The sequence below is a fragment of the Methanothrix harundinacea 6Ac genome, assembly GCF_000235565.1.
Lineage (GTDB): Archaea > Halobacteriota > Methanosarcinia > Methanotrichales > Methanotrichaceae > Methanocrinis > Methanocrinis harundinaceus.
In genome coordinates this window covers 1,789,210-1,816,194 of the sequence record NC_017527.1, presented here as the reverse complement: position 1 = coordinate 1,816,194, position 26,985 = coordinate 1,789,210, and the positions used below count along the sequence as shown (strand labels likewise).

The window sequence follows — 26,985 nt, the reverse complement described above, 5'->3', positions numbered from 1 at the left end:
TTTACACTCCATGAATATTCTTTCCGATTATATGTCATATCTTTTTTTCTCGATCCCGTCGTCCGACCGCCCGGCGCCGCAGCGCCGGGCGGCGCAAGCCACCCGCGAGCCCCCCAGAAGACCCCCCTCCGCCACCAGCCCCAGGACAGGAAGAGATCACGGAAGGCTCCCCTCGACGATCGCTAGCTCCTCGGCGGTGAGCCCGTATAGCCGGTACACCACCGCATCGATGAGCCGGTCGACCTCCCCGATCCGCAAGAGCAGCGGCCCGAGCTTCTCCACCGACGCCGAGTATTCCCGCCGCAGGTCCTCACCGAAGGCCCGGCGGCCGGGGTCGACGGCGAGCTTCTGCTTGTTCTTCTTGAGGACCGCTAGAAGCTCGCCGAAATCGGCCTCGTAGTAGGCCTGAACTTTCGTCTTGTTCGAGAGGTCGTCGATCCTGGCGCCGGTGAAATCCTCAAGCCACGCGAGGAAGCCCCGGATCTCCTCCTGCTTCTCCCGATTCATCCGGATCATCTCCTCGGCGAGGTGCGCCAATAGATCGTGGACGACGTCGGACCTCTCGCTCCCGGCGACGAACTCTCCTGCGGCGTCCATCGGGAGGCAGCCGTCGACTACATCTAGAACTTTATCTAAATGTCCGGCGGCGCAGAAGGCCTTCAGCTCCTCTGCCAGGCGGCGGCGCTCGTCCTCGGGGGTGGAAAAGGAGATGCGGCGGATGGGTGTTTTATCAACGAAAATTGCTGAAAAATTAAAGCTGTTTCCTTGGAGATCTGTGCATGAATTTTGAATGAAAAGCCGAATCAATGATGAATTAAGGAGCGCTAGAAGATAGTATGTAGCCTCTGGAATAATGTAAGCTTTGTTGTTTGCGTATAGTCCATTTGAATCGAAGGTGAACCTTGCACTTCCAGCTATTTCGGGCCAGAATATTTTTGACTTTTCAAATTGATCGTAATAATCACAAGCCCGCAGCTCCCACCAGTATTCGCCCTTATCATACCTTTTTTGAGCCGCATCGGAAAACTGCGCCAGATGAGCTGCAACTGCCGGGTACTTTGCCTCGAACCAGCCCCAGGGATCTTCGGCGCCCGACGATTGAGCGCGGGTCCAGCCGTTCGGAACCAGAATCAAGTAACGATCGCTCTCAGGCAGCTCATACCTCTTGATGTCACGCCCGGCGAGGAAGGGCTTGATCAGCTCAGAGCTCTTCGGGTCCTCGGCTATGAGGCGGGCGCGGGTCTCCCCATCGATGACGAAGGCCTCGTTGAGGCCGGTCTTGATCCCGTAGAATATTTTGCCGTTGACGTACTCGCCCAGGGGCGTCCCCGCCCGGCGGAGCTTCTCCAAAAGCCGCTGGACCGATTCGTCGACCAGTGACCACCCGGAGTCGTCCAAGCCTGAAAGGCTGACGGAGTAGGCGCGCTCCTCGACATAACCCTTCAGGCTGCCGAAGTTGAGGGTCTTGACCTCCACCGCCCGGAAGCTCGGCCTCGCCGGGCCGCCGCATAGCCGCAGAATGCAGGGGTAGGTCGTCGCCTCCGGGAAGACCGGCAGGTCCCCGAAGTCGACGATCTCGTCGATGCACCGCTCTTTCATCCACCGTCGGAGGGGCTCGCCATAGTTCGCCCTCATCCACTTGTTCGCCAGGATGTAGGAGAAGAACCCCTCTTTCTGGAGGAGGCTTGCTCCAAGCTCCACGAAGTAGACGTAGAGGTCGGCGACGCCGTGATACGCCCTGTACCTCTCCGCAAAGTACCCCTTGAACTCCCCCAGCCCCTCCTGCCGGACGTACGGCGGATTTCCCACCACCGCGTCCCAGCCGGGGTTATCTTTGACGGCGCCGCCCGCAAAGAAGACCTCGGGAAACTCCAGCTCCCAGTGAAAGAAGCTCCTCTCCCCGGCGATCCGCTGCGCCTCAGAAAACCACCGGGGCGAGGTCTTGCGCCGCCACTCGCCCTCGTCGCCCCCGACCGCCCAGAAGAGGTCGTGGTAGACCTGGTCGGGGTCCTTCGTCCCTTGCGGCGTCGCCCTCGCCTCGACCCCGCCGCCGAAGTAGACGGCGGTATGGACGTTGGCGATCGCTCTTGCCTTGGTGTACTCGGGAAGGCTTCGAAACTCCTCAAAGACCCTCTCCTTCTCCTTGATCTCGGAGAGGGAGTCGTCCCCGATCTCCTCCAGCTCCCTGATCTTGCCGATGAGGTGGGTGAGGAACCGGGGCGAGACGAAGGAGGGGAGGGTCGTCTGGTCCTTATCCGCGCCGATCGAGCCCGGATAGTTCATCAAATCCGAGAGGCGGGCACCGACGAGGCTGTTCCCCTGCTTGAGCCGGTGGTCGAGGAAGGAGAGGGGCTTATCCTTGGCGATGGTGGATAGCCACAGCGAGACCTTGGCAAGCTCCACCGCCAGCTCGTTCAGGTCGACGCCGTAGATGCACCGCGCCACCACCTCCCTCTTCGCCCACTCGGGGGTGAACTGCCCTCTGTCCTCGACCCACCCCCAATCGATGTCCCTCTCCGCCGCCCGGAGGAGCTTTCCCGCCAGAAACTCGACGGCCCCGACGAGGAAGTGGCCCGATCCCATGGCCGGGTCCAGGACCTTGACGGCCAGGGTCGCCTCGATGAGGCTCTGCTCCTCGAGGAGCGCCTCCTTCCACCTTCCTTCGACGACCGGCCCCACCGTCTTCTCCACGATGTAGTCGACGATGTAGTCGGGGGTGTAGTACGAGCCCGTCGCCTTCCTCTCCCCCCGGTCGGTCGTCAGGTACAGCTCCCCGGCCCGCGCCCGGTCGAACTCCGAGAACTCCTGGAAGGACTTCGCCTTCTTCTTGCCCTGGTTGTACTCCGCGAGGCTGACCCACCGCCGGTCCTTGCCGCCGGAGACGACCAGGTCTTCGTCGGCGACCGCCAGGCTGTACTCGAGAAGCCCCTCGTAGATGGAGCCGAGATGCCTTATCTCCAGGGTCGAGTAGTCGACGAACCCCTTACCCCCGCCACCGGCGCCGCTGCCGTCGCCCCCCGCCCCCCCGTCCTCGCCCTTCTTTCCGCCCCCGCCACCTCTACCGCCCCCTGAGCCCGTGCCCGTGCCCGAACCCGAAACCGAACCCGCCTCCGACCGGGAGAGGAGGTCGATCGCCTCGGCGAGGTAGGAATCGCCGATAGTCCACTCTGCGAGGTCGGGGTGCCTCCCGGGGTCGAAGAGCCCTCCATTGTAGGCGGGAACCTCGATCAGCTCCCCGATCCCCAGCCTCTCGCTCCCCCGGTCGATCAGCCGGAATAGGTCGGATAGGTCCGACCATAGCGACCTCTTTATGGGGAGAAAGCCCTGGGCTGCGGGGCCGTCCCGCCGGAGGGCCACCTCTTTTTTGATCCGGTCGAAGCTGTAGGAGCTGGCGTACCTCTCATCTTTCAGGTCGAGAAGCTCCTTCCCCTCGGCGTATAGCAGGAATAAAAAGCGGTACAGGAGGATCATGGTGCTCCTCTGGACCCGGCACCTCGTCTCGGGGTCGGCGGGGTCGAGGCGGTTCTCCGGCCAGCGGATGAAACCGTCGGCGAGGACCTTTCCCGCCCGGTAGACGTTCTCCTTCAGGTTCTCCCCGATCTCTCGAGCGTAATTGGCCGACCCCCGCAGGACCTCCTCCAGGAAGACCTCCCCCCGCTGGTTGGGTAAAAACGCCTCCTGCCGGAAGAAGTAGTAGAAGTACCGGAAGGCATCGACGTCCCCTGCCTCCAAAATCGCCGCCAGGTCCACCTCGTAGTAGACGTCCAGGGGTCGATCCTGCCGGTAGAGCCGCCACCTCCCCCCGTTCGAGAGGATCCCCCACGCCGGCTCCGTCTCGGTGAGGTAGAGCCAGATCTGAAAGGAGGGGTTTCTCCTCTTGTCCTGCCGGTCTCTTCCGAACCGGTCCAGCTCCGCATCCCACCTCTTCACCTCGCCGATGGCGAAGGCCTCCAAAAAGAACGACTCGGTGTCCTTCTTCGCCTGGGCCCGGTCCCGGGCCTCCCGGTGGGGGAAGAAGGCGTAGTCGGGAAACTCCCGGGACCTCGTCGCCCCCTGGACCTCGTACTCAGGCAGGATGACGGCGAAGACCCGCCGGATCAGCCGCTCTTCGAGCTGGGCCTCGGAGAGGCCGCCGACGAAGGCGCTCTCCCGCTCGTAGATCCTCCTAATATCTCCGAAGGCGGCCTCGTGGTCGGATCGGGCCCATTCGGGAGATGCCTTGAGCTGGTTTTCGAGGTAGTGGTTTGAGAAGAGGTTCCGGTTCTTGAAGGGTCGCGTCGCCATCGGCATCAGCTCCCCGTCGGCGGCCATCGCCGATAAATCTGTCGAGAGAGGCCCCGGTGCCGGATCAACGGCCCCCGCTTGGCGGACCCGGAACCGCCCGGCGGGGCTGGGGTCCCTCTCTAACAAGACCCGCCCCGCCTCCGGCCGCCTCCCCAGCTACTTCTGAGCCCAGCAGTAGAGGTGGCCGAGGACGGCGAGGGCGACACCCGCGCCGATCCAGATCCCCTGATGCGCCCATAGGCCGTAGCCGATAGCCGCCAGGGCCAGGATCGATGCGGCGAAGTTGGCAGGGTGGCCATGCTCCAGGGCTATCCTCTCCAGGACCGTCGGCTCCTCGCCTTCTCGGTACTGCCGAATCCGCTTATCTGCCCAGGTCATGGATATCTTTTTCAAAGCTAAATTTAAAATAGTTTTCGGCTGTTGGGCGACCAACGCATCCGGAAGGCACAGGCCTATGCCTCTGCCTTCCGAAAAGCCCCGAGCCCCCTCTCGGAGGAAGCGTCGTCGGTGGGGGCTGGCCGGCCAGCTTCTCACCGCCCCGCCTCACGCCAGCTCTGCCAGGAGCGATCCAGGAGAGGATCCCGTCTCTTCATCTCCCCTCAGGATGCCGGGGGTCCTCAGATCATTAGGAGATGGGGGTCAGAGGACGAAAGTTCAGGTCTTCGGGATCTTTTATAGACGGCCTTTGCCCTATTGCAGAAACAAAAAAGTGAATGAAGGCCAGATGGGCCCGACGCGATTCGAACGCGTGATCCCCGCCGTGTAAGGGCGATGTCATAACCAACTAGACCACGGGCCCGCCGGGCCATGCCTTGTCCTTATTCATATTAGATCCTATCGCTTACCGCTCCGCGCCGTCACCTCCTCCGGATGAAGAAGCCTGTCTGGGTCTGGTCGAGGACCTTCTCGGGGGGCTTCGAGGTCGCGAGGCTGACGACGACGATCGCGACGATCGATATGGCGAACCCCAAGAGGCTGAAGTGGACCGGGAGGGGCTGAACGAACTGGTGCCAGTACCCGGCAAACCCGGCGGCGAGGAGGCCGAGGCCCATGGAGAAGATCGCCCCCTCCCTCGTCGCCCGCCTCCAGTAAAGGCCGGCCAGGAGCGGCGCCACGTAGCAGGCGAGCATGAGGCCGATCCCCATCCATATCAGCCACGCCAGAAGCTCCGGGGGCTTGCTCCAGGCCAGGAGGAGGGTGAGGACCGCCGAGGCCGCCACCGCCACCCGGCTGACGAGGGTGATCGTCGGATCCCGGGCGTCGGGGCGGAGGAACCTCTTGTAGATGTCCCATCCGAAGTACGTCCCGATGGTCAGCATCAGCCGGTCCGTCGTCGACATGACGGCGGCGAGGACGATCACCCCGATGAAGACGCTGATGATGCTGGGGAAGGCGTACTCCGCCCCCAGGATGAAGACGTAATCGGAGGGGTTTGAGACGTTCGTCGGGAGGCTGATCATCCCCTCGGCGGCCATCGACCTGCCCGCATACCCCGTGATCTTGATCAGGTACATGATGACGACGTAGACGGCGAAGGCGGCCAGGGGCGCCCAGCGGAAGTACCTGGCGTCCCGGGCGGCGAAGACGTTGTTTATGACGTGGGGGGCGCTGGCGAGGCCGAAGGCGAGGAGGAAGAAGAAGGAGAGGAGGAAGATGGGCGTGGCGAAGGCGTACCCGGCGTAGGGCCCCGCCATCTCAGGGTACCAGCTCGGGTACCAGGGCTGGACGAAGTTCGGGTCGATCCCCGCCAGGACGGCGTTGATGTGGGTGAGCCCCCCCGCCGATCGGACCACCGCCGGGGCTACCAGCAGAACGCCGACGATCAGCATCAGCCCCTGGATCAGGCTCGACCAGGCGACGGCGTAGAGCCCCCCCATGATGACGTAGGCGGTGACGATCAGGGCCGAGATCATCAGGGCGGTGTGGTAGGATATCCCGAAGAGCCAGCTGAGGACCATGCTGATGGCGACGAACTGGCCCACCATGTAGATCAGGGAGACGAGAATCCCCGTCACCGCCGATAGCCCCCGGATCCCGTTCTTGCTGTAGAACCGGTCCGAGAAGTAGTCCTGGACCGTCAGGTAACCCCGCTCCCGCCCGATGGCGTGGAGCTTAGTTCCGAAGAGGAGGATGCAGACCGCAGCGCTGAGGGGGACGAAGACCTGCTCCCATATCGTAGGCCATCCCGTCACATACCCCAGGCCGCTCGTCCCCAGGATCGTCATCCCGCTGCAGATGCTGGCGACGATGAGGATGGTGAAGACCCAGAAGCCGAGGTTTCTGCCCGCCAGGATGTAGTCCTCCGAAGATCTCACCTTCTTGGAGGCCCAGACCCCCACGGCCATCAGCCCCAGGAAGTAGACGGCGACGATCGCCAACATCTCGAAGTTCAAATTCAACTCCTTCACCACCTCAGCGCCCAGAATAGGAGCACCAGGGAGATCAGCACCGGCGCGGCGATGACCAAGGATAGAGTCTCAAAGGGCAATCCGTACAATCAAACTACCTCCGCGAAATGATTCGCATTGTTGATCATTTTTGTACATATGTGGCGCAAAACCGCCGGATTGGCCCGGCGAAAGGGCGCCCTTCATCTGATATGTGATAGCGTGTAGCAATATATCACGTTTAAATTTAACGTCTAAAATAATTCCCAACCGTCGTTCGGGGGGCGACTTTTATAAGAGATCTCGTCCTGGTACTCCCTGATGGAAGAAGAGGTGGAGATGGGCCTCTCCCCCGAAGGGAGGAGGCTTCTTGGGATCTGCAACTCGGCTGCAGAAGCCGTCTTTCTGGCGATCGAAGAGATGGTCGGAGACCCCGCCAGCGGCCGGGTGATCCACATGGGGGCGGACGGCACCCCCACCAAGAGCATCGACCAGCGGGCCGAGGACGCGGTCTTCGCCGTCCTGGAGGGGTCGGGGATCGACTTTGCCATCCTCTCCGAGGAGGAAGGGAGAAAGGAGATCGGCAAATGCCCGAGCTACTTCCTCCACCTCGACCCCCTCGACGGGACCTTCAACGCCATCGCCGGAATCCCCTTCTACTCGGTCTCGATCTACATCAGCGGCCCCACCTCCAGCTTCGGCTACGTCTCCGACCTCGCCCACGCCGCCCGGTACTTTGCCGAGAGGGGGCGGGGGGCCTGGTCCGAGGCCGCCGGGAGGCGGGCCCGCCTCCGCGTCTCGAAGACCCCCACCCTCCAAAACTTCAGCGTCTCCGCCTACACCCTCCGCCCCAACACCGAACGGATCGTCCCCCTCGGCGACGTCGTCCGGCGGATCCGGACCCTGGGGTCCACCTCCGCGGAGCTCTGCCTCGTCGCCGCCGGGAGGCTCGACGCCTTCGTCGACCTCCGGGGCGGCCTCCGCCTCGTCGACGTCGCCGCCGGGAGCCTCATCGTCCAGGAGGCGGGCGGGACCGTCACCGACGGCTGGGGCGACCAGATCGGCTTCAACGGCGACATGTGGCAGAAGTCCGAGTACATCGCCTCAAACGGCATCTTCCACCGGGATATTTTGGACCTTCTGGGGGGTGGCAGAGGTTAGAATAGGCTTCGTCTCCCGGGGCGACCCCGAGTCGATCAACCTGGTCCGTAACCTCGTCGAGAGGTTCCGGTCCAGGGCCGGGATCACCATCGAGCCGGAGACGGCGAAGAAGCTCGGCTTCGCCGAGACCCGGATCGAGGATATGGACGTCGACTTCATCGTCTCCGTCGGCGGAGACGGGACGATCCTCAGGACGATCCGGAGGATGGAGGACCCAAGGCCGATCCTGGGGATCAACATGGGGACCCTCGGCTTCCTCGTCGACGTCGAGCCGAAGGACGCCGTCAGGACCCTGGAGCGGGTCCTCTTCGGCTTCGAGGTGATGGAGAGGAGCCGCCTTTCGACCCGCCTCAACGGCGTCCCCCTCCCCCCGGCTACAAACGAGATCGCCCTCCTATCGGCGAGCCCCGCTAAGATGCTGGAGTTTGAGATCACCGTCGACGACTTCCTCCTGGAGAGCCTCCGGGCCGACGGCCTCCTCTTCGCCACCGCCACCGGCTCCACCGCCTACGCCATGTCCGCCGGAGGGCCCATCGTCGACCCCAGGGTCGACGCCGTCGTCCTCGTCCCCCTCGCCCCCTTCAAGCTCTCGGCCCGCCCCTGGGTCCTCCCCGCCGAGTCGGTGATAAAGGTCGACCTCGAGCTCCCCGAGAAGGAGGCCCTGGTCGTCATCGACGGCCACAACGTCGCCACCATCTCCAAAAGGGACCACATCACCATCAGCCGGGCGGAGAAGCCCGCCCGATTCGTCAAGGCCCGAGAGGGGGGGTTCTACGAGAAGGTCAAGAGCAAGCTCGCCTGACCGTTCCAGAATGCTCGTCAGGGGACTATGGCGGCCTGGCGGGCCCCGCCAAACCGGGGGCCTCCTCCGCGAGATGAGGTCTCCGGGGCCTTCATCTCCTCCCGGGACGGGGGAGATGATTTAAGATAGGCTCGGAGAGGGAGGGCGTGATCATGATCTGCTCACGGTGCGGCCTCTGCTGCATAAATCTTGATATATTTATAATAAACCCCCGGTCGATACGCCCCGACGGAACCCTCGACCCCGGCGACCCGGAGGCGATGATACGAAAGCCCGCCGGCGAGAGGTGTACTCATCTCGCCTTTACCGGGGAGGTCGCCCTCTGCGCCATCCACGACCTTCCATGCTATCGGGGGACGCCCTGCGACCGGTTCGAGACGATCGGCCCCGCCGACGGACCCTGCACCCTCAGGGGATACCTCCAGAGCCAGGGGGTGTAAGGGAGGTGAGTTCTTTTTCATCCTCAGGCCGCCATATCCCTCTCCAACTCTCCAATCCGCCATCACCCTTCGGGAAACATAATCGAAGCCAAAAAATATAAATTCGATCGCGACCTTATGAAGATAGCGGAGGTGAAATTGATGACGAAGTTTTTGGGGGTGGTCGAGAGCGGCCGGTTCAGGATCCTCGAGCCGAAGGAGCACTGCTGCGCCGTGAGGCTAACCCAGCTGATAAAGCCGAAGCTACTGGATGAGACGACGATCGAAAAGCACCAGATCGACCTTTCAAAGGACGAAGGGATGGCGATGATCGTCGAGGGGGCCCTAGGAAGGGAGGAGCTCTGGATCTATGAGGCGAAGGTCGTCGACAGGGGAGGGCCGATCCTCTCGGAGGTGGTCCGGAAGGTCTTCATCGGAGAATGAGCTGATAGCCATCGATACTCCTGCCGCACCCGGTGGAGGGATGCGGCCTCCTATTTTTCTTTCAACTAGAAGAGGATTATAGTCAATATCCCCACCCCGATCATGGGGATGAAGATCAGAGCCACCTGGGAGCCGAACTCCCTTGTTCCGAGGACGAAGGTGATGGCGAGCTTCACCAGGGTGTTGGTCATGGCGGCGAGGGTTATCGCCGCCACCGCCACCTCCTCCCCCATCGCCGGGGTCCTGGCGAGGGTCGCGAGGGATAGGGTAATGGCGTCTACGTCCGCAAGCCCCGCCACCAGGCTCGCGGCGTAGGTCCCGGCCTCGCCGAAGTAGATGCTCGCGACCTTGGAGACCAGGAGGACGAGGGCGAAGAAGGCCCCGAACTTGAGGGCAGGCGAGAGCCTGAAGGGGTCGGTGAGGTTTACGGGCGCCTCGATCGTCTCCCTCTTCCTGTAGAGGAGGAGGGCCAGGGCGACCCCCGCGACGGTCATGCTCGCCATCGGCAGCAGGAGGGGCAGGAAGAGGTCCCTGTTGACGACGAAGACCTCCAGGAGGATCCGGGGGAACATGGTGCAGCTCGCGATGGTGGTGGCGAAGACCGCTGAGGGAACCACCTCCCGGTGGGCCTTCGCCTCCGCCGCCATGGTGGTGGCGACGGCGGTGCTGGAGACGAGCCCCCCCAGCGCCCCGGTGATGGATAGGCCCCTATCCGTCCCGAAGATCCTGATCATGACGTAGCCGACGTACCCGATCAGGCTGACCAGGACGACCATCATCCAGATGTTCCGCGGGTTCAGGACCCCGAAGGGGTCGATGGTGGTGTTGGGGAGGAGGGGGAGGATCACCAGGGCCACCAGCCCCATCTTGAGGGTGTCGAGGAGCTCCTCCTCCCGGATGATCTCGACGTACCGGTGGGCGGTCTTCTTGATCGCCAGAATCACCGTCCCCAGGATGGCGAGGGCGATGGCGAGCATCACCGTATCGGGGTGGTAGCAGAGGGCCCCGAGGATGAAGGCTATGGCCGCCGCCACCTCCGAGGTGAAGTCGAGCCTCCCCAGGTTCGTCGCGCTGGCGGCGTACCCCACCGCCACCATGAGGGCGAAGCTGGCGAAGGCGACGATGATGAAGGCGCCGCCGTACTCTGCCGCCATGGCTGCCGAGAGGGTCCCGAGGAGGGTTATGAGGATGAAGGTCCGGAGGCCCGCCACACCCCGCTTCTTCTTCTCCAGGAGGTCCCGCTCCCGCTCCGTCCCTATGAGGGCCCCGATGAGGATCGAGATGAGGAAGGGGTAGAGGTCCCTGAAGGCCATCGCCTCCAGGCTCAGGCTGCCGTAGTCCATCCCTCAAACCCTGGCAGCCTTCGGCTAATAATTTTTCCGTGGAGCCGGCGGCAAAGATGGGGAGGAGGATGGATGAGGAGGGGAAGATGGGTGGATGGGAATAGGGTGGATGCTGATGATGGGAAGATGGGGGGATGGTGAGGATAGGAGGAGGACGGGCCGGAAGACGGCATCGAGGTGGAAGGCGAAGTAGGAGAGGAGAGCCCCGCCCGGAGGGGGCAGCGTCAGGTTATTGACCCTCCGGGGCGATCGGAGGAGGGATGGAAGCGACCAATCCCGGAGCCAAAGTTCCTTCCAAGGATCCGATCCCCGCGGAGACGAAGAGGAGGCTCGACCGGTGCATAGAGCTTTTGGAGGAGGCCTACGGCCTCCCCAGGAGGCGGGGGGACGACCCCGTCGACCTCCTCGTCCAGACGATCCTCTCCCAGAACACCACCTCGGCTAACACCCACCGGGCCTTCGAGAGCCTCAAGAGGGCCTACCCCGCATACCAGGCGCTCCTCTCCGCCCCCGATGAGGAGGTGGCGGGGCTGATCCGCTGTGGTGGCCTCGCCAACATCAAGACCCGGAGGATCAAGGAGGCCCTGGCGATGATCCAGGAGAGGCAGCGCGAGAGGAGGAGGCGAGAGGAGGAGAGAGGGGAGGAGATGGAGGGGGAAAAGAGGATGAAATGGGCGAGAGGGAGGAGGCAGGAGGGCCGGAGCGGATAGACCTGGAGTTTCTGAGGGGCGCTGATGCAGAGGAGGCCCGCCAATTCCTGGTGAGCCTCCCGGGGGTGGGGCCGAAGACGGCGGCCGTCGTCCTCCTCTTCGCCTTCAGGATGCCCCTCCTCCCGGTGGACACCCACGTCAACCGCCTCTCCCGGAGGCTCGGCTTCGTCCCCGCCGGCGCCAGCATAGAGGAGGCGGAGCGGATCCTGGAGGAGATCACCCCCCGGGAGAAGTACTGCTCCTTCCACGTCAACCTGATCAGGCACGGCCGGGCCGTCTGCCGGGCGAGGTCCCCCTCCTGCGGGGCCTGCGTCCTCGCCGAGGTCTGCCCCAGCGCCGGCCGGGTGGGGCAAAAGGGTTAAATGGTAGAACGCCAACCGAAGGGCCACCGGCGCTCCGGTAGTGTAGCTCGGCCAATCATGCGGGACTCTCACTCCCGCGACTGGGGTTCAAATCCCCACCGGAGCATTCTTTTAAAAAATAGGATATTTAGGGGCCATATAATTCCCACGATGCTCCCCCGGAAGATTGTTAAAATCCTGGCCAAAAGAGCCGGTCAGCTTCTCTTCATTTTGCCAAGAATATGGATTCGACGATTGGAGTTGGGACTCGACTCGGCCTTGATGGGACGAAGAAAGATCGCTAAGGCGAGACGATCTATGCCGATCGTCCATCATTAAAGATCGCTAAAGAGGTGGGGACTGCCCCGATTTTGGCTCTAGGGGCAGCCTAATAATTTCGAATTTAGATGCAGGGCAGCCAGTCCACCTGGACCTCGCCGCAGGTTCCGTTGCCCCAAAGCTGGATGAACTTCTCGATGGAGAAGACGCCCGTCAGGTCTTCAACGGACCGGCCCCACTCGTAGTGTCTCCCCTTGCAGTTGGTGGCTACATCCTTGGAGAGCCAGCCGATATGGGCGACGCCGATGACGTTGGAGTTGATGTTCGCCTCCAGGGCTCCGGTGCAGTCGCCGCAGCCGAAGCAGCCGTCAGCGCCACAGTTTGTCGGATCCCATGGGCTGCAGTCCCTCCTCGTCTTCACCTCGGTGTTCTTCTGGAGGTGCTCGGCGTGGGTGTACATCTCGACCATGGTGGCTCCGATGTAGTAGTTCTGGACGCAGAGCTTCTCGATCCACTTCTGATCGTAGGTGCCGGTCTGATAGCTGACAGGCATGTACTCCAGCTCGGTCTCCTTGTTGAAGTTGATGTAGTCGACGCAGCCGCTACCGGGATCAAAACTATCGATGATGCAGGGATCATCTCCACCACATTGATAGGGAGATCCACAATCGGTCCCGGGGCACCAGGGCCCATAGGGGTCCCTCTCAGCCTCGATCTCGGTCATCGATGAAATGACGTTACCGCTTCCAGACTCCTTCTCGACCAGCTTGTTCCCGTTCAGGCCGGGCTGAGTCTGAATGATGATCTCGGTGTTCTTGTAGCCGACGCCCTTTATGTTCGACTTCTCGTACATGTAGTTGGCAGCGCCGGCCATGCCCACCAGGGCGATTCCGATTACCAGCGTTATAGCCAGTTCTCTCTTCATTAAGTTCCCACTCCGTTCGCTGTTACCCTCTAATTTGATGCCATCGACGGCCGCAAAAAAAATCGGCCCGATGCGGCATAGCTCGCTCCTGGGAGCTATGGCTAGATCGGATGGTTTCCATGATCCGCCTCACAAAGCCGTGAAAGGCGGTCTAATTTCGACCTAGCCGGCTATTCCGGCAGAAGCTCACAACCCCCAAGGAGCTCCCAGCCTGTCCGAGAACCGAACCCATTCAGCTTCATCGTCCAGGCACACCTCTCCTTCGGGTTGATGGCATAAATATCTATCGAGCCGCCTATTAGCGATTATTTTGATTATTTATATAAGATGTGAATTTCTCTCTGCATCGAAATCCAAGAGACGATGAAGTCTATGCATCTCGAATTCCATTCTTCTAATTCAATCCGAATCCAAAAAGAAAAGCTTCTGCCAGCGTAGCCTATCCGTCTCTCAATCAGATTGAAGGCTTCTGAGCCATCCGAGAAGTCGGGCGGATCGCAAAATACAGCTCAATCCACAGAAACCAGCATCCATCTGATAATGCTCCTCCTCGGCCAATGGATGATGGTAGCAGACCTCTCCCCTCAGCCATCAACTGGCCATCTCCTTTCTCCACCAGGAGGACGTTCTCCTTCAAGAGCTTGAGCTTTCTGGAGGGTCTTCCTCGCCTTCTCAGAGGAGGGCCCTCGCCAGGAGGGTCATGGCCATGACGGCCGGGACCGCATACTTGGCTATCGGCAGCGCCAACCTCCTCCCCCGCCCCATCTCCTCGGCGAGGGCCCTCCCGTCCATAAACCAGGTGAAGGTGACGGCGATGAGGGTCGCCGTCAGGACGAGGCCGAGCCCCCCCACCGTATCGTCCATGATGTCGAGGACCCGCACCCCCCCGACCTCCAGGGCGGCGCTGCTGTAGCTGAGGGCCGAAGGCAGCCCCAGGGCGATGGTGCCGGCGGTGAGGGCGAAGCTCACCCTCCTCCGGGAGATGCCGGTGGCGGCGGCCACGGAGGCGGCGCCCACCTCCAGCATCGAGACCGCCGAGGTCATGGCGGCGGAGAAGAGGAGGGCGAAGAAGGCGACGGCAAAGGCGGAGCCGTAGGGCATCACCTCGAAGGCCCGGGGGAGGGTCGAGAAGGCGAGCTCCGCTCCGGCCGCCGGCTCCAGGCCGTAGGTGAAGACGACAGGAAAAATCACCAGCCCCGCCAGGATCGCCACCGCCAGGTCGGCGAAGGTTATGATCAATGACGAATTCAGGATCCCAATCCCCTCGTCGAGGTAATCGCCGTAGGTGAGGAGGATCCCGTAGCCGACGGAGAGGGAGAAGAAGGCCTGGCCGAAGGCGGCGGCCCAGAGGAGGGGGTCGGCGAGGACGGAGAAGTCGGGGGTGAAGAGGTACCGCCATCCAGCCCCAAACCCCTCCAGGGTCGAGGAGAAGGCGGCAAGGCCCAGGAGGAGGAGGAAGGAGAAGGGGATCAAGAGCTTCGTCGCCCTCTCGATCCCGTCCTTTATCCCGAGGGATACGATCGCCCCCATCACCAGGGCCGAGATTATGAAGTAGCCGATGGGGCTGTAGGTCGAGGTGAAATCCGCGAACTCGACCCCCTCCCCGGCGATGGAGAAGCCGACGTAGGCTAGGGTCCAGCCGGTGACGACCAGGTAGTAGGAGAGGATCGAGAAGACGACGGCGCAGACGACCCACCCCAGGGGCCTGAACCGGGGCCTCGCCCGGCCGAAGGCGGTGACCACGTCCCCCCGGAGCCGCCTCCCCACCGCCAGCTCCAGCATCATCAGGGGGAGGGCGAAGGCGAAGACCGCCATCAGATACGGCACCAGGTACGCTCCCCCGCCGTTCTGCCCCACCACCGAGGAGAACCGCCAGATGTTCCCTATCCCCACCGCCGAGCCGACGGAGGCGAGGATGAAAGCCGTCCTCGAAGACCACCTTTCCAAGATTTAACCTCCGGATCGATAGAAGACCCGTCATGACCATGGCGCGACAGGTTATCTATTTTGCCCGGCTCAGGGGGGAGGGGGGAGAGGCCAAAAATCGGCTTTTTTGAGAGGCAGGCTGAATCGCCCTCTCCAGGGGCGGCCAGACGGCCCAGGCCCTTCGCCACGAAGCCGAAGCCGGTCCGAACCGATGAGGTGGAACCCGGGGGAGCTCAGGGAAGGATCCAAGTTCCCGCCCTTCCGACTAGGGCCCTCCCCAGATGGTCGACGTCGGTGATGAGGGCACCCCTCCCGGTAGCCTCGGCGAAGGCGAGGGCCGCCTCCACCTTAGGCCCCATGCTCCCCGGAGGGAGGAGATCTAGGATATCCCGGGCCTCCTCGGGGCGGAGGTGGGGGATCGGCTCGGCCCCTTCGCCGCCGAAGTCCCTGTAGACCGCGTCCACCTCCGTCAGGATCACCAGCCTCTCCGCCCCCAGGCCGACGGCCATGAGGGAGGAGGTGAGGTCCTTATCCACCACCGCCTCCACCCCAAAGAGCTCCCGGCCCCGGCCCCGGCGGACGGGGACCCCACCGCCGCCACCGGCGATGACGAGGTGCCCCTCGGCCACCGCCTCCCGGATCACCCCCATCTCCACCACCTCCCGGGGCCGGGGGGAGGGGACGACCCTCCTCCATCCCTTGGCCCCGGGGGCGAGGTCCCAGCCCACCTTCTCCCGGAGCCGGAGAGCCTCCTCCTCGCTGTAGAACGGCCCCACCGGCTTCGTCGGCCGGGCGAAGGCGGGGTCCGATCCGTCGACGACGACCTGGGTCATCACCGCCGCGACATCCTGATGCGGATGGGCTGAGGCGGACCTGATAGTCCTCGCGAGGAGGTAGCCGATGGACCCCTGGGTCTCGGCTACCAGGACGTCCAGGGGCTCAGGAGGGATCCGGTCCCGGGTCGCCTCTATCCGGAGGAGGATCATCCCCACCTGGGGGCCGTTCCCGTGGACGAGGACCACCCCCTCCCCGGAGGGGTTGACGAGGCGGAGGGCCCCCGCCAGGGCCCGGGCCCGGGACCCCTGGGAGCTGGGGTCGAGAGGGTCGGGGAGGAGGGCGTTTCCGCCGAAGGCGACGACATCGACCGTTCACCCACCCCCGGCCCTCGCCCCCGCAACGAGGGTGGCGAGGAACCCCTCCACCACCCCCCGGAGCCCCGGCTCCTCCTCCTCCACCATCTCGTAGGTGACCCGGAGGACGGGCTTCTTGATCTTCAAGGAGGCGGCCAGGTCCACGGGCGTGGAGACGACGACCGCCTCCGCCGGGACCCGGTTGATGGTCTCCTCCAGCTCCGCCATCTGGTGAGGGTAGTAGCCCATCGCCGGGAGGACCGGCCCGATCTGGGGGTACCTCCTGAAGACCTCCGCGAAGGACCCCACGGCGTAGGGCCGGGGGTCTACCACCTCCGCCGCCCCGTACCGCCACGCCGCCTCCAGCCCCGCCCCGTGGCTCATCCCCCCGTGGCTGAGGCTGGGACCGTCCTCCACCACCAGGACCCTTCTGCCGGCGACGAGCTCAGGGCGGTCGCCCCGGACCTCCGAGGAGGTGAGGACCGTCCTCGCCCCGGGGTTGACCCTCCGGACGCTCTCCCTGATCTCCGCCACGGCCCGGGAGCCCGCCGTCCTCGCCTTGTTGATGACGACGACGTCTGCCCGGCGGAGGTTCACCTGGCCGGGGTAATAGGATAGCTCGTGCCCCGGCCGGAGGGCATCGGCGAGGGTAATCCAGAGGTCGGGGCGGAAGAAGGGGAGGTCGTTGTTCCCGCCGTCCCAGACGATCAGGTCCCCCTCCTCCTCCGCCATCTCCAGCACCTCGGCATAGTCCACCCCCGCCAGGACCGGCGTCCCCTCCCTCAGATGGGCCTCGTACTCCTCCCGCTCCTCCATCGTCACCCCCGCGCGATCCAGGTCCTCGAGGGCGATAAACCTCTGGGCCCTCATCGCATCGAGGTCGCCGTAGGGCATCGGGTGGCGGACTACCGCCGGCCGGAGCCCCCGCCCCCGGACGATCCGGGAGACGTACCGGGCGGCGGGGCTCTTTCCCGCCCCCGTCCTGACGGCGGTGACGGCGATCACCGGGAGGCGGCTTTTGAGCATCGTATGCTCGCCGCTCAGGAGGCCGAAGTCCGCCCCAGCGGCTAAGACGCGGCTTGCGAGGTCGATCACCTCCTGGGCTGAGAGGTCGCTGTAGGCGAGGATGCACCTCTCCACCCCCTCCTCCCGGACGATCTCCTCCAGCTCCTCCTCCGGCCAGATGGGGAGGCCCCGGGGGTATAGCGGCCCCGCCAGCTCCGGGGGGTAGGACCGGCAGGCGATGCCGGGGATCTGGGCGGCGGTGAACCCCACCACCTCGTACCTATCCCGGCCTCGGAAGAACAGGTTGAAGTTGTGGAAGTCCCGGCCTGCAGCCCCCAGGATCAGAATTCGCTCTCTATCGGCCATCGCATCTTTATTTGTTCTTTCATGATCATCAATCTGACCCCCACAAACGGGGAGACTATCATGAGCGATGATCCCCTTCCAGAAGCCGAAAACCGCTCGGGCAATTTTTCTCGACGGTTTTAAGTAGCTTTGACCCCAATGATGGGAGAAGGGTGGTTTGCGTTGAGAGAGTTTCCCAAGCCGAGGGTGGTGGTGAGCCGGTGCATCGAGGTTGACCACTGCAGGTACAACGGCCAGATCATCAGCAGTGACTTCGTAAAGAGCCTTCAGCCTTATGTCCAGTTCCTGCCGGTCTGCCCCGAGGTGGAGATCGGCCTCGGCGTCCCCAGGGACTCGGTTAGGCTCGTCTCTACCAACAGAGAGAAAGAGACGAGGCTCGTCCAGCCCGCGACGGATAGGGACGTCACGGCGGAGATGAACACCTTCGCCGGATCTTTCCTCGACGCCGTCGGCGACGTCGATGGCTTCATCCTCAAGGCGAGCTCCCCCTCCTGCGGGATCAGGAACACCAAGGTCTACCCCACCGCGGGAAGGTCGGCGGCCCTCACCAGGAGCGCGAGCGGCCTCTTCGGCGCCGCCGTCCTGGCCCGCCACCCCCACCTCGCCGTCGAGGACGAGGGGAGGCTCCGGAACCCTAGGATCAAGGAGCACTTCATGACGAAGCTCTTCACCCTGGCGAGCTTCCGGGAGGTGAAGAGGTCGGGGTCGATGGAGGAGCTCCTCCGGTTCCAGACGGAGAACAAGATGCTCCTCCTAGCCTACCACCAGGCCGAGGCGAGGGCCCTGGGGGCGATCGCCGCCAACCACGACCATCGGCCTTTCTCCGAGGTGGCGGGCGACTACGAGCCCCACCTGGCAAAAGCGCTATGCAGGGCCCGGAGGTACACCTCCAACATCAACGTTCTGATGCACATCTTCGGCCACTTCAAAGGCCGCCTGTCGGCGGGGGAGAAGGCGATCTTCCTCGATAACGTCCAGAGGTACCGGGACGGCAAAATTACGATCTGCCCCAACACCACCATCCTCAAGGCCTGGGTGGCCCGCTTCGAGGACGAATACCTGGGAAGCCAGACCTTCTTTGAGCCCTACCCCGAGGACCTGATCGAGGTAGACCCCGCCGTCTCCCACCGGGGCCGCGACCTCTGGAGATGAGGGATGGGAGAAGAAGCGGGGGGAGGGAAGGGCGGAAACCGGAAGGAATGGGGAAGATGGAGAGGATCGGGGGAGGAGATGAGGGCTGGCCCTCAGCCCTAGCCCTCCGCCATCCTCTGGGCCCTCTCCTTCTCCGCGAGGATTATGTTATCGTTCAGGACCTCCTGGGCGGCCTCGTCCCTCCACCAGGCGAGCCTCTCCAGCCCCAGGGCCTCCTCCGCCTCGAATATCCCCTCAAACTCTCGGTCGTAACGGGTGTACTCCGGGCTGAGGGGGACCATCGATGGGCCTCCCACCGCCGTAAAGGAGGGGTCGACCTCGATCACCTCGCCCTTCTTGTTCTTCACCAGGAGCCAGAGGTGATCGGCGCCCCGGCCCCGGAAATCCTCGGAGTAGGCGAAGGAGACGTCAAACCCGGTGCTCTTGAGGTACCACTCGTAGAAGGCGGCCCTCTCGAAGACATCGAGGCCGGCGGTGTAGCCCCTGATGGAGCTGCTGTACCTGATGACATCGTCGGGGTTCTGGACGTCGGCGGCCTTCAGCTCCAGGTAGTAGGGGTCGGGCACCCCTCCCGTCCCATCGGCCCCGAAGGTTCCGTCGATGCCCCCATCCCCGTGGAGGAGGGCGTAAGCCCCAATGATTAGGGCCACGACCGCGAGGACGACCCCATTTCTTGCCACTTCTCAACCCCCCCTTGGAATATCAGTTCACTAGGCCCCGGTCTTTGAGGATCTGCTCCACTATCGTCCGAACCTCATCCTCGTCGATCTTTCTGCCGCCGTGGAAGTCGTGGTCGCCGGTACTCCGGCTAGACCTCTCGAAGATGTTCCTCTCGTTGAGGAAGAAGGGCTTCTCTCCCTCCTCTATCCTCTTGAGACCTGCTTCAAACCGCGTTCGAATACCATCGTCCCCATAGAAGTAGTCGGCGAGGGCCGTCTTCGTCATATCCGGCATCCCATCCTTTACGAGGTGGCTCTCGGGATCGTCCATGTACCTGATCGCCATCCTGATCACCCTGTGAAGCCGATGCTCGAGGTTCCCCTTCACCTCGCATCCCCTCTTCTCCCCGTAGGGGTTTCGCAGGAGGATCAGAACCTCGTCCCAGCCGTTCTCCCCAAGCTTCCTCCACGGCTCTATCCGATCCGGAGAAAGGCCCGTCTCCCTAGCCACCGCCTTCCCAATCTCTTCCAGGCTCATGAACCCTCTGGTGAAGACGTAGGCCCTCTCTGCCCGCCGGGGATCGCAGCCGAAGAGCTTCCCCTCCGAGAGGGCCTTTCTGACTAATTCGTCCTCAGGGTCCTTCCTCCTCCTATCCCGGAAGTAGCAGGGTACGAGGATGGGCGGGCGTTCGACCCCCTCAATGAACTTCTCCCTCATCGCCAGGCTCGGAGGGTCCTCCCCCGGATAGTGGCGGCCGGCGACGAATGGCCTCATCGACTGGTGGATGAAGTCGTCGATGGCAGGGTAGTTCTGGCCGAACCTCTCCACCAGGATCTGGTTGTCCACCAGGATCACCCCGTCCACCCCCACCCCCACCTTCTTGGTCAAGAGGTCGAAGAGGGATATGGAGGCTCCCAGATCCCTCTTCGCCTCCTTGGCCCTCTGCTGAGGGTCGGTTCCCTCCTCGGTGAGGATCCCCAGGACGAAGACCGGATAGGCGGGCCTCTCCCCCCGGATGTACCTGGTTATGGGGTTGACGAAGCCGGTCCCCGTACCGCCGCCGAGGGAGACGATGAAGAGGATCCCGTCGCACATCTCCGATCCGCCGGTCTCCTTCGCAGCCGCCAGGGTCGTATAATCCCTTATCCTGTCCCAGGCTGCCCGGAGGATCGGGTTCTCTGACTCGTTCTCCGAAAGGGCGGCCCGCTTCACCTCCTCGTCCGCCTCAAAGATCTCGAAGACGGCCTTGAGAAACTCGGCCTGCCTCATGAAACCCTGCTTCTTGACGTCGTACCCGTATCGGTCGACGATCAGCTTCGAGGTCTTGGACTCGGATATGATGACGTCGTGGGGTATGAAGTAGCAGGGGTAGCACCCCCTCTCATGGGAGCCAAAGAAGCTCTGGTTCTCCGTCTCCTGGACGTCCGCCTCCAGCCAGAGGCCCTTGACGCCTCCGAAGGAGACGTGCTCTCCCAGGGACTTCTTGAGGGGTGCCACGTCCTGGTTTTTAAGGAACCGCTCCGCCAGATGTCCCCCACAACCGCCGATCCCAACTATACAGAGCCTCATCTCATCCCTCCTCGGGCCTCGGCATATACGGGGAAGAGAAGCGCCACCTCGGAGCCGAAGAGGGCGAGGAAGGCGAGGCCCCTAGCAGCCGGGTCCACCTCGGGAAATATCGTCCCCAGCTGGACGGATAGGGCTATGGATAGGGCCAGGGCCGGCACCGTCAGCATTATCGCGACCTTCGTCTTCCTGGAGAGCTCGTAGTAGCCGTAGAGCTCCCTGGGGATGAAGGCGGCCGCCAACCCCGCCAGAAGGAGGACGAAGAGGCCGAAGGCCGCAAAGCCCAGGGGTCCCGAAGATAAAGTCGGCAGCTGGTAGTAGTTGTGGCCAGGGAATATCTCGGGGGTCAGGAAGTAGAAGTAGGCGAAGGCGGCAAAGAGGAGCATCCAGGCCGCCACCGCCGCGGCGTTGAAGTTCGATCCCTGGCGGGTGAACATCTCATCCCGAAGGTCCTCGGGGGATACTTCACCGTCCCGGGTGGTGGCCGCCACGTTCCGATAGGTCCTATCCATGTTCAGCCTGTGGAGGAGGAGGCCTCCGGCGAGGAGGGCGATAAATATCGCGACGCCCAGAGGGCCGTTGGAGTATATGCCGGCGAGGAAGCTCGATACCCCCTCGGAGGCGAGGCCTGAAGATATATCGACGGCCTGGACCGCCGCCACCGTCTCGTTCAGGTCGCTCATCGGTACAGCCTCCTCTCGATCACGATCCCTCCCGCAAGGGCTGCCAGCAGTACCACGAGGAGGTTTGCGATCGTGACCATGGAGTATATCGGATACCTGACGATCTTCGGATTTATCTTACCATCGGAGGTTCCGCCCATCTCCTCTTTGGAGTTCTGGTCCGTCGCCGAGTACTTGAAGTAATAGCTGAAGCTCTCGTCGGCGTCAGATACGTCGAAGGGCTGAAGGTCGAAGATCACCACCTGCGCCTCCTCCGAGGCGTTGATCTCCCTCGTCGCCTGGTACCTGTTGGGATGGGAGGGGGTGCTGGTGTAGAGGTCTATCCGAAGGTTATCCACATCCGGGTTCTTCACCCTGAGGCTGAACCGGTAGTTCTGCCACCAGTACCGGTTCTCGTCGGCGGCCTCCACATGGGGGTCCGAGACGAAGATCTTGGGGCTGGGAAGGAGGCTCGGCCCGGGGTAAACGGCCGTCGCGTTCCCGTCGAGGCCGTCGTCGTAGCTAAACCGGTAAGAGAAGTTCCTACCGGCGTCCGCCTCCCCGAAGAGGCCATACTCGGTGGCGGAGAAGGTGACGTTCGTCCCCGACTTCACCTCCTGGGTGAGGTTTCTCAAAATCCCGCCCTGGTCGTCGAGGACGTGGAGGGTGACGTTCACCATATCGCCGTCGGTGTCGACGAACCCAGCTGAATACCTGATGGGGTCGTTGTACCTGGCCCTCGCCGGCTCAACCTTGATGCTCTCTCCCACGACCAACGGGGGGCTGTTGACGAGCGAGAGCTCCAGGACGTTGAAAAAATCGCCCTGTCTGTAAGGCTTGGCGTACATGGTATCGGTGAGGTAGGTGCTGTGCATATCGTTGAACCATATCCGGAAGGTGGCGTTCCCCACCTCCCTCGAATCGACGAACGGCATCAGCCCGGACCAGTCCCTGGTGGTGGAGTTGGAACCCCCGGTGTACTCGTTAGCCAGGATCACCCTCTGGGAGCCGACCCTGGTGAAGTTCTCATCCCCGGGGCCCTTCGCCTCCAGGTAGAGGTAGACGTCCGACCTGACCTCGATGGGATTTTCGTTCTTGACCCAGGCATATATGTCGAGCTTCTCGTTCCGGGTGATCTCGGCCTTCTCCGTGGAGTTGGGATACCAGATAAGGACGGTGGGGGTGGAGTAGTCCTTCGGCGGGACGAAGGGTATGTGAAGGAGCTTCTTCAGGTAATCGAACTTCTCGGGGTCGCTCTGCTTCCACTTCTCCATATTACCTATGAGGTCTTCCAGCTCCAGCTTGACGATCTTCTTCCCCCCGCTGCTGGTGGTGGTAGAAGCTCCGGCGCTGCCTCCGCTGGAACCGCCCCCTGTGGACCCGCTCGGACCTCCCGGCCCCTCGGCCCCCTGGACAGACCCCATAAGGTAGAAGATGAGCAAAAATATTGCTATAAAGCCTCTTTTCATGCCTAGATCCCCACCGGCTCTTCGAATCTGATATCAACCTCGTAGAACCTGTATCCAGGTTTGTCCTCCCAGGCGAGCCTCGTCCAGCCGGACCCTCCAGTATAACGTTTCCAATCTTCGAGGTTCTTCCAGTTCTCGTTGTCGGTGGAGTATATCAGGTCGGCTATCATGTCGACGCTTCCATTGACCCAGGCCACGTAGTTATAACGACCAGGACTGACGTCCTCATAATCGAGGTTTTTGTACATGGCGACGATCTCGGGGCCGCTGAATACCGCCGTTTCTACGCCATTGACCAGAAACTTGTACTCTGCAGGTCCGAGGAACTCGACGTCTGTGAAGGGCTTGAGCACCCAGGATACGTTTCCGTTTGAAGTAGAATACTGCTTCCGTTCGCCTACAGCCTTCCAGACGGAGTTGGGCGCCTTGACCAGAAGCTCCACCCAGATCTCCCCCTTATACTCAGAATCGTTCCCAAGGTTCTCGATATGGATCGTGTAAACGTACCTGTTGAGGTTATTGCTGTCGGGGAAGACCTGCATAACACCTCTGGCCGGCGTTACATTTCCTGTGATCGACTCCTTGAAGATGGTCGGCCCCTGATAGACGGTGGGGGGTGAAGCCACCCTAATGAACCGGTAGCTTACGTTGCCGGCGACGTCGCCGCCGAAGGCCACGTCCTTCCAGGTTATCCTGGGGTCGCCGTTGTAGGTGGCTATCCCCTGGGACCTCCAGATCCCAGATCCCGGCTCGCTCGTCTGGAGCTCTATGTCGCAGACGGGGAGGGCTGTGCTGACGTCGACGGCGTAGGTATACCGGGCGACGGCGCTCCCCCTCTCAGGGGAGACGGTGGAGTTCTCGTACTTTATCAGGACGATCTCCGGGCCGAGGTTCACCTTCCCCTCCTCCTCCCGGCTCGTCCCCAGGGGGCTCTCGGAGCCGGGGTAGTAGAAGCTGAAGTAGTAGGAGCTCGCCCCCTCCGAGCCTATCGCCTCGCTGGGCATGACGCCGGTCCAGACGAGCCTCTGCCAGACGGTGGCGTTTCCGTATCTCTTCTTCTCGACGAGCTTGAAGAGGTTCTGGTCTACGTCCCAGATGTTGAGGCCTACGTCCAGGTTCTTTGAGCCCCTGAAATCGAGGGAGTAGGTGAAAGGAGAGCCTGAGAAGCCGTCTTTTGGGGCGACGGTGGCGTTTGAGTATTCGTATTCCACCGGCCAGAAGGGCCCCTCGAAGGCCTCGGTCTGCTTTCTTCCGACGAACCTGTACCAGCCCTTGAGGAAGTCGAAGTCGAGGGAGACGTTCTCCCACCTCAGGGTCTGCCATCCGCCGATGTTGGTGTAGTTCCGGCTACCGCAGTCCTTCCAGGGGCCGATCGCCTCCGGAGCCACCTGGAGCGTCACCGCGTCATCGGCGCTGGAGAAGACCTCAATCCGATAGCTATAAAGGTCGGCATCCGTCCCCATCTTGGGGGATACCTCGGGGCTTCTGTAGACGGTGACCATCTTGATGAGGGAGGGCTCGCCGTCGTAGCTCTCCAGGGTCACGGGAGAGCCGACGAGGGGGGTTATCAAGACCCTGTACCAGCCCTTCTCCCAGATGCTGGTGTCGTTATCGTCGGTGGACCACCTCCCAAAGGCTCCCCGGCTCATCTCCGGGGATCTGAAGTTGACGTCGAAGACGACGTCCTGAGCCGAGCGGGCCGTGAGGCTGATGTCGGTCGTGTACCTCTTTGAGGCGGTGTAGTCGGTGAAGTCGGGTCCGACCTCCAGCTCCACCGAGTAGCGCATGGGGCTGTTCATCGCATTAGTCAGGTGGATTTTGTAGGCTATCGGCTGGTTGACGTTGTAAGGCAAGCTGGCGGTGCTCACCTGCTGGAAGCTCATGGACGCTTCCGTCTGGCCGAGGGCCGGAGTCAGGACCACGATGGCCAAGAGAGAGAGGACGATCGCAGATATCCTATACATCAAGCTTTCACAACCCACCCGATTTATCCGACTATATTTCACAATCTGCGCCTGGGGCTATAAAAGATATGTCTCTATTAAATGTTAACGGATGAACTGGCGGCGACGGAGATGAAAAATTTTAGAGGGAGATTCAAGCCTCGATGGCTTTGCTCGCCGCCTCGACCCCAGCCCCGAGGCTGGATATCACGCCCTCCTTCTCCAGGACCAGCTCCAGGGTCTGAATCGTCCTGAGGACGTCGGCCTCGGTGCAGGCCCCCATCGTCCCTATCCTGAATATCTTCCCCTTCAGCCCCTCCTGGCCGCCGGAGACGACGACGCCGCGCTTTCGCATCCCTCCGCGAAGCTGGCTGTCGCTTATGCCGGAGGGCATCTTCATGGCGGTGACGGTGTTGGAGTAGGTGGTGTGCTCGTTCACCTGGGGGAAGAGCTGGATATCGAGGGCTGATGCTGCCGCTCTCACCCCCCCGGCGAGGGCAGCCATCCGGGCCCGCCTCTCGGGGAAGCCCTCCTCTGCGGCCATCTTCAGCGCCTCCTGGAGGGCGAAGAATAAGGAGACGGCTGGGGTGTAGGGGGTCTGGTTCTTGCTGGCCTTCTTCAGGTGGGCCTTGAGGTCGGTATAATAGCCGCCCTTCCCCTCCTCCAAGAGGTCCATCGCCCTCTTGCTGACGGCCACCATAGCGAGACCCGGCGGCACGGCGAGACACTTCTGAGATCCGGTGATGGCGATGTCGATCCCCCATTCGTCGGTGAGAAACTCGTTACCCCCAACGGAGGAGATGCCGTCGACGATGAATACGGCGTCGTACTTTCTCGCGAGCTTCCCTACCTCCCTAGCGGGGTTGACGATCCCGACGGAGGTCTCGTTGTGGACCATGGTGATCGCCTTGGCGCCATCCTCCAGGGCCGCCTCTATCCTCGCCAGGTCGAAGGGGGTTCCCCAGGGGAAGTCGAGGGGAACTATGGACCCGTAACGGTCGCCGAGCTCCGTGAACCTCTCGCCGAACTTTCCGTTGGTGACGGTGACGACCTTCTCCCCTTCGCCGATGATGCCGCCGACGGCCGCCTCCATGCCGGCGGTTCCGCTGCCGCTCAGGACCACGACTTCGTTCTCCGTATCGAAGAGGTCCTTCAGCCTCGACCTGCAGTCCTCGTAGATCTTCTCGAAGTCGGCGCTTCGGTGGCTGATCATCGGCTTCGCCATGGCCCGGAGCACCCTCTGGGGGACCTTAACAGGCCCCGGGATCATCAGCAGCGTGTCCTCGATTTCCAAGTTTTATCCCTCGTCCTAAACACCACGGGGAGTCTATATAAATCTAGCTTTTATCCGTTCTGCGGTCTTCCAGCTCTGCCTCGCGACGGGAGGAAGGTCGCCGTGCTCCCCCACCCAGGATTCGAGGAAGCGGATGGTGGCGGGATCTGATGGATAACCGCTACCGATCTCTCGTCCGACGGCCTTCTCGATCTCCCGGACCGACAGGTCCCTCCTCACCTTGGCCAGGATCGAGGCGGCGGCGACGACCGGGTGGTTTCGATCGGCCCGGTGCTCGGCGACGACCTCCATGGAGGTCTTGCTCACCTCCTTCACCCTCCGGGCGAACCGCTCCGCCTTCACGTCGGCGGCGTCGAGGATCGCCCTATCCGCCGAGAGGTTCTCCAGGACCTTTGAGAAGCTTCTGACCATGATCTCGTTCATGCTCATGATCTTCCGGAGCTCGTCGATCACCTCGGGCCTCACCTCCAGGACGTATCTGTCGAGGGCGATCTTCTCTATCCTGATGGCTAGGGCCTCCCTCCTGGCGGGGGCGAGGAGCTTTGAGTCCTTCACCCCCAGGGCCGCCAGGTCGAAGAGCCGGTCCTCGTCGATGACCACTCCAGCGACGAACATCGAGCCGATCACCGGCCCCTTCCCCGCCTCATCGGCGCCCAAAAGTCGCATCGCTCATCTGGTGGGGGCCGGTGGTATTTGAATCGATCGAAATATGAGAAG

At 62.6% G+C, this 26,985-nt stretch carries 21 protein-coding genes, 2 tRNA genes and 1 pseudogene; 8 read left to right on the top strand and 16 right to left on the bottom strand.

All coding sequences use genetic code 11. The features are described 5' to 3' along the window. Positions 1-156 precede the first annotated feature (156 nt). The 4 genes from MHAR_RS12545 to MHAR_RS08570 all read right to left on the bottom strand — a co-directional run bounded on the left by MHAR_RS12545 (position 157) and on the right by MHAR_RS08570 (position 6,665). Entirely contained in the window at positions 157-4,311 is a 4,155-nt protein-coding gene (locus MHAR_RS12545; protein ID WP_052301007.1) for an Eco57I restriction-modification methylase domain-containing protein, read from the bottom strand. Between the two features lie 129 nt (positions 4,312-4,440). Further along, positions 4,441-4,662, bottom strand: a complete 222-nt coding sequence (locus MHAR_RS08580) for a hypothetical protein (protein WP_143763365.1) — start codon at positions 4,660-4,662, stop codon at positions 4,441-4,443. A 347-nt stretch (positions 4,663-5,009) separates the two neighbouring features. Next, positions 5,010-5,083, bottom strand: a tRNA-Val gene (locus MHAR_RS08575). Between the two features lie 58 nt (positions 5,084-5,141). Beyond that, positions 5,142-6,665, bottom strand: a complete 1,524-nt coding sequence (locus tag MHAR_RS08570) for a sodium:solute symporter family protein (protein ID WP_048144950.1) — start codon at positions 6,663-6,665, stop codon at positions 5,142-5,144. Between the two features lie 327 nt (positions 6,666-6,992). Between MHAR_RS08570 and MHAR_RS08565 the strand changes: the two genes are divergently transcribed. The 4 genes from MHAR_RS08565 to MHAR_RS08550 all read left to right on the top strand — a co-directional run bounded on the left by MHAR_RS08565 (position 6,993) and on the right by MHAR_RS08550 (position 9,497). Next, complete coding sequence (locus MHAR_RS08565; protein ID WP_014587218.1) at positions 6,993-7,832, top strand: bifunctional fructose-bisphosphatase/inositol-phosphate phosphatase; 840 nt, start codon at positions 6,993-6,995, stop codon at positions 7,830-7,832. After that, the gene (locus MHAR_RS08560) at positions 7,819-8,634 is read left to right on the top strand and encodes an NAD(+)/NADH kinase (RefSeq protein ID WP_014587217.1); all 816 of its coding nucleotides are present in this window, start codon (positions 7,819-7,821) and stop codon (positions 8,632-8,634) included. Before MHAR_RS08565 ends, MHAR_RS08560 begins: the two co-directional genes overlap by 14 nt. 152 nt (positions 8,635-8,786) lie before the next feature. Continuing rightward, positions 8,787-9,074 (top strand): hypothetical protein, encoded by a 288-nt coding sequence (locus MHAR_RS08555; protein WP_014587216.1) that lies wholly within the window; start codon positions 8,787-8,789, stop codon positions 9,072-9,074. 141 nt (positions 9,075-9,215) lie between these two features. After that, positions 9,216-9,497, top strand: coding sequence for a hypothetical protein (locus tag MHAR_RS08550; RefSeq protein WP_014587215.1), 282 nt, complete (start codon positions 9,216-9,218; stop codon positions 9,495-9,497). 65 nt (positions 9,498-9,562) lie between these two features. Here the strand turns inward: MHAR_RS08550 and MHAR_RS08545 are convergent, their stop codons facing one another. Continuing rightward, positions 9,563-10,840, bottom strand: a complete 1,278-nt coding sequence (locus MHAR_RS08545) for an MgtC/SapB family protein (protein ID WP_014587214.1) — start codon at positions 10,838-10,840, stop codon at positions 9,563-9,565. Positions 10,841-11,100: 260 nt separating this feature from the next. Between MHAR_RS08545 and MHAR_RS12540 the strand changes: the two genes are divergently transcribed. From MHAR_RS12540 to MHAR_RS08535, 3 genes are all read left to right on the top strand, one after another. Then, positions 11,101-11,550: an endonuclease III domain-containing protein gene (locus MHAR_RS12540; RefSeq protein ID WP_014587213.1), complete on the top strand. Its 450-nt coding sequence runs from the start codon at positions 11,101-11,103 to the stop codon at positions 11,548-11,550. Then, positions 11,511-11,912 carry an endonuclease III domain-containing protein gene (locus tag MHAR_RS12535; RefSeq protein ID WP_014587212.1) on the top strand — a complete coding sequence of 134 codons (402 nt, stop codon included), beginning with the start codon at positions 11,511-11,513 and terminating at the stop codon, positions 11,910-11,912. Before MHAR_RS12540 ends, MHAR_RS12535 begins: the two co-directional genes overlap by 40 nt. Before the next feature lie 31 nt (positions 11,913-11,943). Continuing rightward, positions 11,944-12,018 (top strand) — tRNA-Glu (locus tag MHAR_RS08535). Between the two features lie 276 nt (positions 12,019-12,294). Here MHAR_RS08535 and MHAR_RS08530 read toward each other — a convergent pair. The 4 genes and pseudogenes from MHAR_RS08530 to MHAR_RS08515 form a co-directional block, all read right to left on the bottom strand. Then, on the bottom strand, positions 12,295-13,095 hold the full coding sequence (locus MHAR_RS08530) for a hypothetical protein (RefSeq protein WP_014587211.1): 801 nt from the start codon (positions 13,093-13,095) through the stop codon (positions 12,295-12,297). Between the two features lie 672 nt (positions 13,096-13,767). Next, positions 13,768-15,042 carry a sodium-dependent transporter gene (locus tag MHAR_RS08525; protein WP_014587210.1) on the bottom strand — a complete coding sequence of 425 codons (1,275 nt, stop codon included), beginning with the start codon at positions 15,040-15,042 and terminating at the stop codon, positions 13,768-13,770. A 212-nt stretch (positions 15,043-15,254) separates the two neighbouring features. Next, a pseudogene (locus MHAR_RS08520) lies at positions 15,255-16,148 on the bottom strand (amino acid kinase family protein); the annotation flags it as partial. A gap of 21 nt (positions 16,149-16,169) precedes the next feature. After that, positions 16,170-17,522, bottom strand: a complete 1,353-nt coding sequence (locus MHAR_RS08515) for a cyclic 2,3-diphosphoglycerate synthase (RefSeq protein WP_014587208.1) — start codon at positions 17,520-17,522, stop codon at positions 16,170-16,172. A gap of 162 nt (positions 17,523-17,684) precedes the next feature. Here MHAR_RS08515 and MHAR_RS08510 point away from each other — a divergent pair, with 162 nt between their 5' ends. After that, on the top strand, positions 17,685-18,674 hold the full coding sequence (locus MHAR_RS08510; protein WP_048144549.1) for a YbgA family protein: 990 nt from the start codon (positions 17,685-17,687) through the stop codon (positions 18,672-18,674). A gap of 98 nt (positions 18,675-18,772) precedes the next feature. On the opposite strand, the gene MHAR_RS08505 is transcribed toward MHAR_RS08510, so the two are convergent. From MHAR_RS08505 to rnhB, 7 genes are all read right to left on the bottom strand, one after another. Beyond that, positions 18,773-19,354 (bottom strand): hypothetical protein, encoded by a 582-nt coding sequence (locus MHAR_RS08505; RefSeq protein ID WP_014587206.1) that lies wholly within the window; start codon positions 19,352-19,354, stop codon positions 18,773-18,775. A gap of 22 nt (positions 19,355-19,376) precedes the next feature. Beyond that, positions 19,377-20,903, bottom strand: a complete 1,527-nt coding sequence (locus tag MHAR_RS08500) for a hypothetical protein (RefSeq protein WP_014587205.1) — start codon at positions 20,901-20,903, stop codon at positions 19,377-19,379. Next, on the bottom strand, positions 20,900-21,583 hold the full coding sequence (locus MHAR_RS08495) for a hypothetical protein (RefSeq protein WP_014587204.1): 684 nt from the start codon (positions 21,581-21,583) through the stop codon (positions 20,900-20,902). Before MHAR_RS08495 ends, MHAR_RS08500 begins: the two co-directional genes overlap by 4 nt. Next, positions 21,580-23,004 carry a hypothetical protein gene (locus MHAR_RS08490; protein ID WP_048144548.1) on the bottom strand — a complete coding sequence of 475 codons (1,425 nt, stop codon included), beginning with the start codon at positions 23,002-23,004 and terminating at the stop codon, positions 21,580-21,582. The genes MHAR_RS08495 and MHAR_RS08490 overlap by 4 nt, the downstream gene beginning before the upstream one ends. A 29-nt stretch (positions 23,005-23,033) precedes the next feature. Then, a complete protein-coding gene (locus tag MHAR_RS08485; RefSeq protein ID WP_048144547.1) occupies positions 23,034-24,995 on the bottom strand; it encodes a hypothetical protein in 1,962 nt (653 codons plus the stop codon). 133 nt (positions 24,996-25,128) lie between these two features. Next, positions 25,129-26,268: a pyridoxal-phosphate-dependent aminotransferase family protein gene (locus MHAR_RS08480; RefSeq protein ID WP_048144546.1), complete on the bottom strand. Its 1,140-nt coding sequence runs from the start codon at positions 26,266-26,268 to the stop codon at positions 25,129-25,131. Positions 26,269-26,301: 33 nt separating this feature from the next. Next, positions 26,302-26,934: a ribonuclease HII gene (gene rnhB / locus MHAR_RS08475; protein WP_048144545.1), complete on the bottom strand. Its 633-nt coding sequence runs from the start codon at positions 26,932-26,934 to the stop codon at positions 26,302-26,304. Positions 26,935-26,985: the final 51 nt, after the last annotated feature.

Excerpts from the sequence above, each read along its gene's own strand:
- MHAR_RS08515 (WP_014587208.1), bottom strand. The coding sequence starts at position 17,522 with ATGGCCGATAGAGAGCGAATTCTGATCCTGGGGGCTGCAGGCCGGGAC.
- MHAR_RS08580 (WP_143763365.1), bottom strand. The coding sequence starts at position 4,662 with ATGACCTGGGCAGATAAGCGGATTCGGCAGTACCGAGAAGGCGAGGAG.
- MHAR_RS08555 (WP_014587216.1), top strand. The coding sequence starts at position 8,787 with ATGATCTGCTCACGGTGCGGCCTCTGCTGCATAAATCTTGATATATTT.
- MHAR_RS08530 (WP_014587211.1), bottom strand. The coding sequence starts at position 13,095 with ATGAAGAGAGAACTGGCTATAACGCTGGTAATCGGAATCGCCCTGGTG.
- MHAR_RS08550 (WP_014587215.1), top strand. The coding sequence starts at position 9,216 with ATGACGAAGTTTTTGGGGGTGGTCGAGAGCGGCCGGTTCAGGATCCTC.
- MHAR_RS08500 (WP_014587205.1), bottom strand. The coding sequence starts at position 20,903 with ATGAGGCTCTGTATAGTTGGGATCGGCGGTTGTGGGGGACATCTGGCG.
- rnhB (WP_048144545.1), bottom strand. The coding sequence starts at position 26,934 with ATGCGACTTTTGGGCGCCGATGAGGCGGGGAAGGGGCCGGTGATCGGC.
- MHAR_RS12535 (WP_014587212.1), top strand. The coding sequence starts at position 11,511 with ATGGGCGAGAGGGAGGAGGCAGGAGGGCCGGAGCGGATAGACCTGGAG.
- MHAR_RS08485 (WP_048144547.1), bottom strand. The coding sequence starts at position 24,995 with ATGTATAGGATATCTGCGATCGTCCTCTCTCTCTTGGCCATCGTGGTC.
- MHAR_RS08545 (WP_014587214.1), bottom strand. The coding sequence starts at position 10,840 with ATGGACTACGGCAGCCTGAGCCTGGAGGCGATGGCCTTCAGGGACCTC.
- MHAR_RS08565 (WP_014587218.1), top strand. The coding sequence starts at position 6,993 with ATGGAAGAAGAGGTGGAGATGGGCCTCTCCCCCGAAGGGAGGAGGCTT.
- MHAR_RS12540 (WP_014587213.1), top strand. The coding sequence starts at position 11,101 with ATGGAAGCGACCAATCCCGGAGCCAAAGTTCCTTCCAAGGATCCGATC.
- MHAR_RS08570 (WP_048144950.1), bottom strand. The coding sequence starts at position 6,665 with ATGTTGGCGATCGTCGCCGTCTACTTCCTGGGGCTGATGGCCGTGGGG.
- MHAR_RS12545 (WP_052301007.1), bottom strand. The coding sequence starts at position 4,311 with ATGGCCGCCGACGGGGAGCTGATGCCGATGGCGACGCGACCCTTCAAG.
- MHAR_RS08495 (WP_014587204.1), bottom strand. The coding sequence starts at position 21,583 with ATGAGCGACCTGAACGAGACGGTGGCGGCGGTCCAGGCCGTCGATATA.